Origin of the sequence: Streptomyces sp. NPDC050287 (genome assembly GCF_044459385.1) — a bacterium.
In the GTDB taxonomy this organism is placed as follows: domain Bacteria; phylum Actinomycetota; class Actinomycetes; order Streptomycetales; family Streptomycetaceae; genus Streptomyces.
Genome location: NZ_JBITIY010000012.1, coordinates 1 through 11,522 on the forward strand (window position 1 = coordinate 1; position 11,522 = coordinate 11,522).

Consider the following 11,522-nt stretch of genomic DNA (forward strand, 5'->3'; position numbering starts at 1 on the left):
GTCTCCGAGGCGGTGACCAACTCCCGCAGCGGATGCCGCGACAGCACCGCGTCCACCTCCGGCGTCAACGCCGCCGCCAGCCGGGCCGCGACGGGCAGTGTGTCGTCGCGCAGCGCCTCGGCGGCGATCAGCAGCGCATCCTGTCCCGGCCCGTGGGGCACCCCGGCCGCCGCCTTCTCGTACAGGTCGGCGCCCGCCTCCAGCACCAGCCCGGTGTCGATCGCTGCCGGAACCTTGATGCGGGCCGTGTGGCGCCAGGTGGAGACGGGGTCGCTCCACGCCTCCACGCGGTAGGTCCAGTGACCCGTGACGTCCGGGGTGACCTCGGCACCCCAGCGGTCGGTGCCCGGGGCCAGTTCCCGCATCGGTGTCCACGGACCGTGCCGGCCCTCGGGGTCCGTCAGTACGACGTTGGCGGCGACCGCGTCGTGGCCCTCGCGGAACACGGTGGCGGTGACCTGGAACGTCTCACCGACGACCGCCTTCGCCGGACGCCTGCCGCAGTCCACGGCAGGCCTGACGTCCCGGACGGGAATGCGGCCGATGGCCGGGATCGAATTCATCTGAAACACCTCCGCCGTGCTCGACTGGGCCGGGCGGGCGGTCCGCCCGGGAAACGAAGCCGCGGAAGGTGTCTACCTCCGCGCGGGGGAGCGCCGAGCGGTTGCCGGCGGGCCCCGTCTGGTGACCGTCCGCGGGCGGGGCCGTCCGGTCTCCTCCCGGAGGTAGGAGACGAGGGTGGTCCGCAGATAGCGTTCCGCGGCGTCCGCTGCCTCGCGCGCGCACCGCTTCCCCATCAGCACGCAGAGGGTGTAGCCCGTGTCCTCGAAGGTGGTCCGGATCCGGCGGTCGGCGGGGGCCGCGAGCATCATGCGTTCCCACGCCCGGTACCGCCGTAGGTGCCGGGCCACTTCGGCTTTTGCCGGTAGCAGCATGGGCCGTTCACCTTTCAGGGCTCGATGGCACGTCTCCCGACCGTCGGGCGGCCCCGCCGCGCGCTGACACGCACGGATCCGTTACGAGCATCGAGGTCTTCACACATGGTGCATGCCTCATGACTCAGCGTCTTGTTGGAGCTTCAACAACCTCAGCTGTGTGCTCGTGTTGCACGAACGGCGTAGCGCCTTCACTCTTGTGGTGACTTGGAAGCGATCAGTGCTCACGCTTCGTGTTCGGGGCGCGGCCCCGCAGGGGACGAGGAGGAGCGAGAGCTTCGCCGGTGAGGAGCCAACGACCATGAACACCGCAGTGCCCTGCTATTACCACCTCGACGCCGAGGTCAGCCCGGAGCGGGTCGGACAGGTCAAGCGCATTCTGGCCGCCCACCTGCGCTACTGGGACCTGGAGAATCTGGTCGAGCCCGTCTGCCACGGCGCCGAACTGCTGCTGAAGGCCATCGACGAGCACGCCACCGACAAGAACACGTCGATCGAGATGTGGTGGAACGGCCAGCACCTCATCACCGCCATCGGTGAGAACGACTGCGACCTGCGCCCGGACCAGGACCTGCGCGGCTGCCTGGAGCACATCGCCGCCATGAGTGACGGCTGGGGGTGCTGCGCCACCGACACCGGCAGCAAGGTCATCTGGTTCTCGCAGCGCGCCCGCGCCGGCGAACGCGTCCCGCTCGTGCCCACCGCCCCCGCGCCCGATCTGCGCGAGGTGCTCGAGGTGCCGCGGGAGGTCCGGGTCGCCGCACTGGCCGGCCCGGCGAGCACACCGGAAGGCGTCCTGGAGGACGCCCGGTGACCGCGCGACCACGCCGGAAAGGGGTGCCTGCCTGGAGCGGGCACCCCTACCCGTTGGGCGCCGCCCACGACGGCAAGGGCACCAACTTCGCCCTGTTCAGCGAGGTCGCCGAGCGCGTCGAACTGGTTCTCGTCGACGACGACGGAGGTCACCGACGGGTTCCGATGGCCGAGGTCGACGGGTTCGTGTGGCACTGCTATCTGCCCGGCGTCGGACCGGGGCAGCGGTACGGGTACCGGGTGCACGGCCCCTGGCAGCCGTCCCTGGGCCACCGGTGCAACCCGAAGAAACTCCTCCTGGACCCGTACGCCCAAGCGGTGGACGGGCAGGTGGACAACCACGCCTCCCTCTTCGAGCGCGCGGACGGACCCTCCCGCTCCGACAGCGCCGGTCACACCATGCTCGGCGTGGTCACCGATCCGGCCTTCGACTGGGGCGACGACCGGCCGCTGCGGCGGCCGTACGCCGACAGTGTGATCTACGAGGCGCACGTCCGCGGCCTCACCCGCACCCACCCCGACGTCCCGCCGGAACTGCGCGGCACCTACGCCGGTCTGGCGCACCCCGCGGTCATCGAGCACCTGACCTCGCTCGGCGTGACCGCTCTCGAACTGATGCCGGTGCACCAGTTCGTGCAGGACGGCGTGCTGACGGACCGGGGCCTGTCCAACTACTGGGGTTACAACACGATCGGCTTCTTCGCCCCGCACAACGCGTACGCCGCCCACGGAACCCGCGGCCAGCAGGTCACCGAGTTCAAGTCGATGGTCAAGGCGCTGCACGCGGCCGGCCTCGAAGTGATCCTGGACGTCGTCTACAACCACACCGCCGAGGGAAACGAGAAGGGCCCCACGCTCTCCTTCCGCGGCATCGACAACGCCTCCTACTACCGCCTGGTGGACGGCGACTGGGGCCACTACTACGACACCACGGGCACCGGCAACAGCCTCCTGATGCGGCACCCCTACGTGCTGCAGCTGATCATGGACTCGCTGCGGTACTGGGTGACCGAGATGCACGTCGACGGCTTCCGCTTCGACCTCGCCGCCACGCTGGCCCGGCAGTTCCACGAGGTGGACCGCCTCTCCGCGTTCTTCGACCTGATCCAGCAGGACCCGGTGATCAGCCGCGTCAAACTGATCGCCGAGCCGTGGGACGTGGGGGAGGGCGGCTACCAGGTGGGCAACTTCCCGCCGCTGTGGTCGGAGTGGAACGGCAAGTACCGGGACGCCGTACGGGACTTCTGGCGGGGTGAGCCGCACACGCTCGGCGAGTTCGCGTCCCGGCTGACCGGCTCCTCCGACCTGTACCAGCACAGCCGGCGCCGTCCGCGCGCCAGCGTCAACTTCGTCACCGCGCACGACGGTTTCACCCTGCGCGACCTGGTCTCCTACAACGACAAACACAACGAGGCCAACGGCGAGGGCAACCGGGACGGCGAGAACACCAACCGCTCCTGGAACTGCGGCTGCGAGGGGGAGACCGACGACCCGGCCGTCCTGGAACTGCGGGCCCGGCAGCAGCGCAACTTCCTGGCCACGCTGCTGCTCTCGCAGGGCATCCCGATGCTCGGTCACGGCGACGAACTGGGCCGCACCCAGCGCGGCAACAACAACGCCTACTGCCAGGACAACGAGGTCTCCTGGGTCGACTGGCGGTTGACGGCGGAGCAGCAGGACCTCGCCGGCTTCACCCGGTACGTCATCGGACTGCGCGCCGCCCATCCCGTGCTGCGCAGGCGCCGCTACTTCCGCGGACAGACCGTGACCCACGCCGGCCAGCCGCTGCCCGACCTGGTGTGGCTGCTGCCGGACGCGCGCGAGATGAACGACGAGGAGTGGCAGCGCTCCGACGCCCACTCGGTCGGCGTCTTCCTCAACGGCGACGCCATCGCCGAACCCGACCCGTGCGGGCAGCCGGTGGTCGACGACTCCTTCCTCCTCCTGCTCAATGGCTACTGGGAACCGGTGGAGTTCCGGCTGCCGGACGCGAGGTACGGCGAACGCTGGACCACGTTGATCGACACCGCCGAGCCCCAGGGCGCCGACGAGGCCGAACACAAGGCAGGCACCACCATGGCGGTGGAGGCCCGCAGCCTCGTCCTGTTGTCGAGACCGTCCCGCACCGCCGGCCGGACCCCGCGGGCTTCCTGACCGAGCCGGCCCGCCTCGCCCCGTGTTCCGCCGGCCCGCGGGGTAAGGGGGCGGTCCGGCAGGCGCTGCCTGTTCGGGTGAGGGCGTTGTCCCGGCGCCCGGCCCTCGCGGCCCTCCGCGGCCGGGGATTCCGGTCGATCGCGGGGGCGAACGTGCGCCGTCAGCGGCCGACCACGCGGTGGCGGCAAGCGGAGGCGCCCAGGTGCGTCGGGCAGGTCACTGGGCGTGGTACATCCCCCGTGTGGGTGCGGGGTGGCCCGGTCGGCGGCGCCCGCCCGGGTGGCTTCGGGTTCGGTTCGGCTGGCGGTGCCCGCCCGCGTGGGCTGGGGCGACCGGTCGGTCCCCGGTGGCGCGTCAGCGTTCGCGGCGGGAGGTCACGGTGAACTGTGCGCCGTCCGGGTCCCGTAGTACCGCCTCGTCGCTGCCCTTCGACAGGACGCTGCCGCCGTGGATCTCGGCTGCCCTGGCGCAGGCCACGACGTCCTTGACCGCGAAGTGGACCTGCCAGTGAGGCCGGATGGTGGGGTCGGGTGCCGAGCCCAGCGCACCCGACTCGATCCGGGCGACGATGTCCCCGCAGCTGCGCAGGACGACCTCGTCGCCCTCGTAGTGGACCTCGCAGCAGCCGGGCCGCTCCGAGGCCCAGTCGAGGACCTCCCCGTAGAAGATGGCGGCGTCGAAGGCGTCGCGGGTGTGGAGCCGGATGAAGGCCGGCTGGGCCTCGCGCCAGCTCTCCCAGTCGGCGATGAGCTCGCCCTCCCAGATACCGAAGGTCGCGCCGTCCCGGTCGGCGACCAGGGCGGCCCGCCCCGGCGGGAAGGACAGCGGGCCGACCGCCGTCGTACCGCCGCGCTCCTGCGCCCGCGAGGCGGCCTCGTCGGCGCTGAGCACGGCGAAGTACGGAGTCCAGGCGACCGCCATCTGCCACACGCCGGCGACCGCCGCGATCCAGGCCACCGGCGTACCGTCCGCCAGCGCCATCCGGAAACGGTCGCCGAGTCTCGCCGACGACTGCCACTCCCAGCCGAGCACCGCCGCGTAGAAGTCCTCGGTCGCCTCCAGGTCGCGGCTGGTCAGGCTCACCCAGCAGGGAGCGCCGAACACGGAGTGCGTGGACATGACGTCCTTGGTGGCGCTGGGGTGTCTCACGTCGTGATTCATGACAGTCGTGTCCTGCTCTCGTCGGCCGGTGGCCACCGCTTTGTCCCAGTGTCCGGCCCAAACCGCCCGGGGCGCCTGCCGAGTACCCCGGTGGCGGCACCGAAACGGTGGCCGGTCCGGGCCGGTCCGGGGCCGGTCCGGGCCCGTCAGGTGGCGCGGGCACGGACGAGTGCCACGATGGAAGACGTGTCACGAGTACCGCACGAGCCCGCCGACAGATCGGACCGCGTCGTCGCGCTGCAGGAAGAGGTCGACCAGCTGAAGGAGGCGGTCGCCTCGCACGCCGTCGTGGACCAGGCGATCGGCATGGTCGTCGCGCTCGGCCGGGTCACGCCGGATCAGGGATGGGACGTGCTGAAGGACGTCTCCCAGCACACCAACATCAAGCTCCGCAAGGTCGCCGAACTGATCCTCGACCGGGGGCGCGCCGGACAGATGCCCCCGGAGATCCGCGCGGAGCTCGAAGACGCCCTGGACCGATACGGCCCCACGCAGATCCCGGGAGCGCCGGCGCGGTGGTCGGCGCGGTGACGGCGGCGGTCTCACTCGGCAGGCCGGATCAGCCGGTCTCGGTGAGGATCTCCTCGCGCAGCCGGTCGAAGCAGCCGCTGAGCAGCCGCGAGACGTGCATCTGCGAGATGCCGAGCTGTTCCGCGATGCAGCTCTGGGTCATGCCGCGGAAGAAGCGCAGGTAGAGAATGGTGCGCTCGCGTTCCGGCAGTGCCTCGAGACAGGGCCGGACGGCCACCCGGTCCACGACGGTGTCGAAGGCGGGGTCCAGGGCGCCGATCGCGTCCCCGAGTGCGTAGCCGTCGGTGCCGGGCATCTCGGCCTCGAGGGACAGCGCGGTGAAGCACTCCAGCGCCTCCATGCCGGTGCGCGCCTCGCTCTCGGTCATGCCCGCGTACGCGGCGATCTCCTCCACCGTCGGCGGCCGTCCGGACGTCGTCTGGGACAGCTCCTTCACGGCCTGCCGCACCCGGTTGCGCAGGTCCTGGACGCGACGCGGCACGTGCAGCGTCCACATGTGGTCGCGGAAGTGCCGCTTGATCTCGCCGGTGATGGTGGGCACGGCGTACGCCTCGAAGGCGCAGCCCCGTGCCGGATCGTAGTGGTCGACGGCCTTCACGAGCCCGAGCGCGGCCACCTGGTAGAGGTCCTCGAGGGACTCGCCGCGTCCCCGGAACCGGACGGCGATGCGCTCGGCCATGGGCAGCCAGAGCTCGACCAGTTCGTCCCGCAGTGCCTTGCGCTCGGGGCCGTCGGGGAGTGCCGCCAGCCGTTCGAAGTCGGCGGCGGTGTCGGGGGCGTCGTCGTGCGGGTGGGGCTTGGTACTGCCAGTGACAGGCATAACCGCGTGCCTCCCTCAGCAGGTGCTGGGTGGACAGACACCGGGGGAACTGGGCGCGGACCTTGCGGAGAACTGCCGGGGCAGGGCGGGCCGGCTCCCACGGACGTGCCTCCTGTCCGAAGCACATAGACGCATATTCCCGACATCTGCATTGATAAAACAAACCGGGGTACACGGGATCTTCCGGACTTGACCTGTCCTTGGGGTTCGTTACCTCTGCTACAGAGGTAACGTCGACCGTGTGGAACCAGAGACCTTCCCCGAGGAGCTGGCCGACGCGCTCGTCGGAGTCCAGCGGCTGATCCGACGCCGGCTGCGCCCCCAGATGGCCGACCCGCCGCTGCGCGGCGCCGAGGTGGAGCTGCTGCGCCTCGTCGTGGGCCGGCCCGGCATCGGCATCTCGGACGCGGCCAAGGACCTGTACCTGGCGAGCAACTCCGTGTCCACGCTCGTCAACCAGTTGGCCCGGCAGGGCTATCTGATCCGCGAGACCGACCCCGCCGACCGGCGGGCCGCGCGTCTGCTGCCGACCCCCGCCGCCGAGGCCCGCCTCGGCGAGTGGCGCAAGCGGCGTGCCGACCTCGTACGAGGCCAGATCTCCCGGCTCGACGAGGTGGACCAGGAAGCGCTGCGCGCGGCGCTGCCGGCCCTGCGCAAGCTCGCCGTCCATCTGCACGAGGAGGCCGAGGAGTCATGACACGGGACGCCGGTCAAGCGGTCGCCTGCACACGGCTCGTCTACGCCTTCGGTGAGACGACCGCCGTGGACGGGCTCGATCTGACGGTGGCGGAGGGCGAGGTGTTCGGGCTGCTCGGCCCCAACGGCGCAGGGAAGACCACCGCCATCCGCTGCATCACCACACTCCTGCCGGTCCCGTCCGGGATGGTCCGCGTCTTCGGCCGCGACGCCGCCAAGGACGCCATGGCCGTGCGCCGCCTGCTGGGCTACGTACCGCAACAGCTGTCCGCCGACGCGAGCCTCACCGGCCGGGAGAACGTCGCCCTGTTCGCCCGGGTCTTCGACGTGCCCCGCAAGGAGCGCGCCGAACGGGTCGGCCAGGCCCTGACCGCCGTCGACCTGACCGACGCCGCGGACCGGCTCGCCGGTACCTACTCGGGCGGCATGGTGCGCCGGCTCGAACTCGCCCAGGCCCTGGTCAGCGCGCCCCGCCTGCTGATCCTCGACGAGCCGACCATCGGGCTCGACCCGATCGCCCGCACCGGCGTGTGGCAGCACATCAACGCCGTCCGCGCGGCCACCGGCATGACGGTCCTGGTGACCACCCACTACATGGACGAGGCCGACCAGTACTGCGACCGGGTCGGCCTGATGCACCGCGGCCGCATCCGGGCGCTCGGCACTCCGGCCGAGCTCAGGGCTGGCCTCGGCGAACGCCGGCGCGCCGCGGGCGCCGCGGCCACCGACCCGCTGCCCACGCTGGAGGACGTCTTCCGCGACATCGCGGGCAGCGGTCTCGACGAGAAGTCAGGAGATTTCCGCGATGTCCGAAGCACCCGCCGCACCGCGAACCGCGTCGGCTGACCGCGCCCGCGAGGACGGCATCGGCCTCCTCGTGCAGCCGCCCCGGCCCCGCGCCGGATGGCGCGTGCTGCCCGCCCGGGTCGTGGCGATGTGCGCCGTCGAACTGCAGAAGCTGCGCCACGACCGCACCGAGCTGTACACCCGCGCGGTCCAGCCGGCCCTGTGGCTGCTGATCTTCGGCCAGACCTTCACCCGGATCAAGGCGATCCCGACCCAGGGCATCCCCTACGTCGACTATCTCGCGCCCGGCATCATCGCCCAGTCCGCGATGTTCATCGCCATCTTCTACGGCATCCAGATCATCTGGGAACGTGACGCCGGCATCCTGAACAAGCTGCTGGTCACGCCGACCCCGCGCTCGGCGCTGATCACCGGGAAGGCGTTCGCGGCCGGGGTGAAGTCGCTGATGCAGGCCGTCGTCGTCATCGTCATCGCCGCGCTCCTCGGTGTGGCGCTGACCTGGAACCCGCTCAGGCTCCTCGGTGTGGCGGCGGTGGTGGTCCTCGGATCCGCCTTCTTCTCCTGCCTGTCGATGACCATCGCCGGCGTCGTGCTCAGCCGCGACCGGCTGATGGGATTCGGCCAGGCGATCACCATGCCGTTGTTCTTCGGGTCCAACGCCCTGTACCCGGTGTCCGTGATGCCGGGATGGCTCCAGGCGGTCAGCAAGGCCAACCCGCTCAGCTACCAGGTGGACGCCCTGCGCGGCCTGCTCCTGGGCACGCCCGACCATCTCGCGCTCGACTTCGCGGTGCTGCTGGTGGCCGCCGCGCTCGGCATCGCCGCGGCCTCTTCTCTCCTGGGCCGACTGGCCCGCTGAGCGGGCGGCCGGAAAGTGATGTGCGGCACGCGCGGGAAACCGGTCGTCCGACCGGTCGGCGGATTCTTCCTGCGCACGGCTTGATCACCGATCAAGGGGATGAATTCGCTGGCCACAGCGCATTCCGCGCATTTGACAGTGCACTGAGCACACAGATAGGAAGCAGCTCTCTGAGGTCGAGAGGTGGACTGTGTACGAGCCGAACGTGGTCGGGGACTGGCAGGAGTACGACGAGCATGCCGGTCTGCGGGTCCGCGTCCATCGTCTGGAAGCGGCGGAGCCGCCGCGCGGACGGGACGACGCGGCCGAAGGGCTCACCTATTTCCGGGTCCGCGTCACCGTCGAGAACCGTGGCGCGCGGCACCTCGGGATCCACCTGGAGGACGGTCAGATCGACGTGCGGATCGGCCCCGACGGGGAGAGCGCCTTCATCGACTGGCGCAACTCGCAGTTCATCGAGGGCTTCGACGTCTACCCGCTGCGCCGGGCGACCGCTCTGCTGTACGCGGCCGGTCCGGAGGAGTCCCTGAGCCAGGTGGACGTCCAGGTGCAGCTGCGGGTCGACGAGGAGTGGGCCGACCGCCGGCTGTGGGCGGGGGGCATCGGACTGCAGGAGGGGGCCGTCGGCACCGGCGTCGTGCGCGAGGGGCTCGCCTGCCAGGTCAGCAACTTCCTCCGGGACCAGGCCGAGGAGGGCACCGCCTGACGCGGACCCGCCTCGCACCTACCCCTGCGCCCCGCTCAGTGCGGGATGCCGTCGATGATCTCGCGGGCGCCCTGCCGCAGCAGGGCCACGGCGACCGAGGTGCCCAGCGTCGCCGGGTCGAGCCGGCCCGCCCACTCGTGGGCGTTCAGCCGGGTCTTGCCGTCCGCGGTGAACACACAGGCCCGCAGGGACAGTTCGCCACCCCCGTCCACGCGCGCGTATCCGGCGATCGGGCTGTTGCAGTGTCCCTGCAGGACATGCAGGAACATCCGCTCGGCGGTGGCCTCACGATAGGTGTCCGGGTCGCCGAGTGCGCTGACCGTGTCGATGGTCTCGGAGTCGTCCTGGCGGCACTGGAGGGCGAGGATGCCCGCGCCGATCGGCGGCATCATCGTCTCGGGGGAGAGGACCTCGCTGATCACGTCCCGCCGGTCGATGCGCTCCAGCCCGGACACCGCCAGCAGCAGCGCGTCCGCCTCACCGGCCGCGAGCTTCTCCAGGCGCCGGTTGGCGTTGCCGCGGAACGGCACGCATTCCAGATGCGGGTGGGTGGCGGCGAGTTGGGCGACCCGGCGCACCGAGGAGGTGCCGATCCGGGTACCGTCCGGCAGCTCGTCCAGGGTGAGCCCGCCCGGGTGGACGAGCGCGTCACGGATGTCGTCCCGCTTCAGGAACGCGGCGAACGTCGTACCCGCCGGAAGCGGCCGGTCGGCGGGCACGTCCTTGACGCAGTGCACCGCGAGATCGGCCTGACCGGCCAGCAGCGCGGCGTCCACCTCCTTGGTGAACGCGCCCTTGCCCTCGACCTGGGCGAGATCGCCCATCCATTTGTCGCCGGTCGTCTTCACCGGTACGACCTCGGTGCGCACACCGGGATGCAGGGCCGCCAACTCGGCGCGGACACGCTCTACTTGGGCGAGTGCCATCGGAGAGTCGCGGGAGACGATACGGATCAGTTCGGGCACGGGCATGCGGCCACGATAGTCCCTTTTGGCAGTACGCCCGCGCAGTACCGATCGACTTCCGGTCGAGGAGACGGATCCGGTGCCCGGACGGTCGTTTCCGGACAGTGACGTCCAGAAGATGGCCGAGGCGAGGCGAGGCGGGTGGGAGGACAGGGCTCGGGCGCGGAACGGGACCCAGCCTGCCCGGGATCCCCGTCCCGCTCCCGTTCCCGTCGCCGGTCAGGCGTTGGGGTCGAAGGCGATCCCGGACGGCTTCGCCGCGGCGAGGTGGCCCGCGAAGGCGGCGTCCTTGAGGCCGAAGGTGGCGCTTCCGAAGTCGTAGGCACTCAGCTTGTCGCGCAGGCCCGCCGGGTAGCCGTTCCAGCCGACCAGGGGCGGGTACTGCCAGGTGCCCTTGTGGTTCTCGGGCGGCTCGTCGTTGGTGTTGGCCAGACGGAAGCAGTGCGTGCGGATGCCGTCCTTGTGGTAGACGATCTTCGCGTGGGTGCCGTCGAAGCGCACCGCGGAGGCCGCGCTCACCGTGAACGAACCGTGGTTGGACGTGGCGACGTACTGGATCTGGTTGTCCCGCACCCACACCACGACGTGTTCCCAGTCGTTGCGGTGCCCGCCGATGCTGCTGCCCGCCACGGCCTGGTCCTTCTCGAAGTACAGGCCGTACAGGTAGGCGCACCAGCCGTTGTTGCACTTGTAGCGCGAGTAGCTGTTGGTGTTGTCGAGGTCCGAGGCGTCACGGCAGTTGCCGTTGAGGGCGCCGGTCGGGTTGAGGCCGCCGTTGACGGTGCCGTCCGGGCCTATGGCGGGCGTCGGGTAGCAGCCGTCCGTGTCGTAGTCGAAGGCCGGCTGGAAGGTCCTCTCGGCGGCTTCGGCGTTGGCGGGCAGCGCCTGTGGCGGAGCGGCGAAGGCGACGGTGGGGAAGGCGACGACGAGGGCGGCGGCGCCGGCCAGGCCGGTGAGCCATCTCCTGCGGTGTGCCTTGAACGACGATGACGACACTGCGTCTCCTCAGGTGCGGGCGCAGCCAGGAGGCTGTGGGGGGGCAAGGGAGATCAGCTTCCCGGCTTTTCATGTCCGC

13 protein-coding genes are annotated in these 11,522 nt (G+C 70.8%); 7 read left to right on the forward strand and 6 right to left on the reverse strand.

Annotated elements, in window-relative coordinates; all coding sequences use genetic code 11:
- Together ACIBK3_RS34040 and ACIBK3_RS34045 are read right to left on the reverse strand one after the other, a co-directional pair.
- Positions 1 to 563: maltotransferase domain-containing protein (locus ACIBK3_RS34040; RefSeq protein ID WP_399371373.1), on the reverse strand; the 563-nt coding region annotated here is incomplete at its 3' end.
- 72 nt (positions 564 to 635) lie between these two features.
- Positions 636 to 935: a DUF5133 domain-containing protein gene (locus ACIBK3_RS34045; protein ID WP_399371374.1), complete on the reverse strand. Its 300-nt coding sequence runs from the start codon at positions 933 to 935 to the stop codon at positions 636 to 638.
- Positions 936 to 1,236: 301 nt separating this feature from the next.
- Here ACIBK3_RS34045 and ACIBK3_RS34050 point away from each other — a divergent pair, with 301 nt between their 5' ends.
- Together ACIBK3_RS34050 and glgX are read left to right on the forward strand one after the other, a co-directional pair.
- Positions 1,237 to 1,749, forward strand: coding sequence for a pep a2 (locus ACIBK3_RS34050; protein WP_399371376.1), 513 nt, complete (start codon positions 1,237 to 1,239; stop codon positions 1,747 to 1,749).
- Positions 1,746 to 3,902 carry a glycogen debranching protein GlgX gene (gene glgX, locus ACIBK3_RS34055; RefSeq protein ID WP_399371377.1) on the forward strand — a complete coding sequence of 719 codons (2,157 nt, stop codon included), beginning with the start codon at positions 1,746 to 1,748 and terminating at the stop codon, positions 3,900 to 3,902. The genes ACIBK3_RS34050 and glgX overlap by 4 nt, the downstream gene beginning before the upstream one ends.
- Before the next feature lie 354 nt (positions 3,903 to 4,256).
- Here glgX and ACIBK3_RS34060 read toward each other — a convergent pair whose 3' ends face one another.
- The gene (locus tag ACIBK3_RS34060; protein ID WP_399371378.1) at positions 4,257 to 5,063 is read right to left on the reverse strand and encodes a VOC family protein; all 807 of its coding nucleotides are present in this window, start codon (positions 5,061 to 5,063) and stop codon (positions 4,257 to 4,259) included.
- Between the two features lie 186 nt (positions 5,064 to 5,249).
- Here ACIBK3_RS34060 and ACIBK3_RS34065 point away from each other — a divergent pair, with 186 nt between their 5' ends.
- A complete protein-coding gene (locus ACIBK3_RS34065) occupies positions 5,250 to 5,594 on the forward strand; it encodes an ANTAR domain-containing protein (RefSeq protein WP_399371380.1) in 345 nt (114 codons plus the stop codon).
- A 28-nt stretch (positions 5,595 to 5,622) separates the two neighbouring features.
- On the opposite strand, the gene ACIBK3_RS34070 is transcribed toward ACIBK3_RS34065, so the two are convergent.
- The gene (locus ACIBK3_RS34070) at positions 5,623 to 6,414 is read right to left on the reverse strand and encodes an RNA polymerase sigma factor SigF (RefSeq protein WP_399371382.1); all 792 of its coding nucleotides are present in this window, start codon (positions 6,412 to 6,414) and stop codon (positions 5,623 to 5,625) included.
- Positions 6,415 to 6,655: 241 nt separating this feature from the next.
- Here ACIBK3_RS34070 and ACIBK3_RS34075 point away from each other — a divergent pair, with 241 nt between their 5' ends.
- From ACIBK3_RS34075 to ACIBK3_RS34090, 4 genes are all read left to right on the forward strand, one after another.
- Positions 6,656 to 7,111 (forward strand): MarR family winged helix-turn-helix transcriptional regulator, encoded by a 456-nt coding sequence (locus ACIBK3_RS34075; protein ID WP_399371383.1) that lies wholly within the window; start codon positions 6,656 to 6,658, stop codon positions 7,109 to 7,111.
- Entirely contained in the window at positions 7,108 to 7,956 is an 849-nt protein-coding gene (locus ACIBK3_RS34080; protein ID WP_399371385.1) for an ABC transporter ATP-binding protein, read from the forward strand. The genes ACIBK3_RS34075 and ACIBK3_RS34080 overlap by 4 nt, the downstream gene beginning before the upstream one ends.
- Positions 7,916 to 8,776 (forward strand): ABC transporter permease, encoded by an 861-nt coding sequence (locus tag ACIBK3_RS34085; protein ID WP_399371386.1) that lies wholly within the window; start codon positions 7,916 to 7,918, stop codon positions 8,774 to 8,776. Before ACIBK3_RS34080 ends, ACIBK3_RS34085 begins: the two co-directional genes overlap by 41 nt.
- A gap of 190 nt (positions 8,777 to 8,966) precedes the next feature.
- The gene (locus ACIBK3_RS34090; protein ID WP_030943031.1) at positions 8,967 to 9,482 is read left to right on the forward strand and encodes a hypothetical protein; all 516 of its coding nucleotides are present in this window, start codon (positions 8,967 to 8,969) and stop codon (positions 9,480 to 9,482) included.
- Between the two features lie 35 nt (positions 9,483 to 9,517).
- On the opposite strand, the gene hemC is transcribed toward ACIBK3_RS34090, so the two are convergent.
- Complete coding sequence (gene hemC / locus ACIBK3_RS34095) at positions 9,518 to 10,453, reverse strand: hydroxymethylbilane synthase (protein ID WP_399371387.1); 936 nt, start codon at positions 10,451 to 10,453, stop codon at positions 9,518 to 9,520.
- Positions 10,454 to 10,666: 213 nt separating this feature from the next.
- Positions 10,667 to 11,443 carry an NPP1 family protein gene (locus tag ACIBK3_RS34100; RefSeq protein WP_399371388.1) on the reverse strand — a complete coding sequence of 259 codons (777 nt, stop codon included), beginning with the start codon at positions 11,441 to 11,443 and terminating at the stop codon, positions 10,667 to 10,669.
- Positions 11,444 to 11,522 lie beyond the last annotated feature (79 nt).

Bases quoted from the DNA above. Each gene is read 5' to 3' on its own strand.
- ACIBK3_RS34060 (WP_399371378.1), bottom strand. From the start codon at position 5,063: ATGAATCACGACGTGAGACACCCCAGCGCCACCAAGGACGTCATGTCC.
- hemC (WP_399371387.1), bottom strand. From the start codon at position 10,453: ATGCCCGTGCCCGAACTGATCCGTATCGTCTCCCGCGACTCTCCGATG.
- ACIBK3_RS34085 (WP_399371386.1), top strand. From the start codon at position 7,916: ATGTCCGAAGCACCCGCCGCACCGCGAACCGCGTCGGCTGACCGCGCC.
- ACIBK3_RS34070 (WP_399371382.1), bottom strand. From the start codon at position 6,414: ATGCCTGTCACTGGCAGTACCAAGCCCCACCCGCACGACGACGCCCCC.
- ACIBK3_RS34045 (WP_399371374.1), bottom strand. From the start codon at position 935: ATGCTGCTACCGGCAAAAGCCGAAGTGGCCCGGCACCTACGGCGGTAC.
- ACIBK3_RS34080 (WP_399371385.1), top strand. From the start codon at position 7,108: ATGACACGGGACGCCGGTCAAGCGGTCGCCTGCACACGGCTCGTCTAC.
- ACIBK3_RS34050 (WP_399371376.1), top strand. From the start codon at position 1,237: ATGAACACCGCAGTGCCCTGCTATTACCACCTCGACGCCGAGGTCAGC.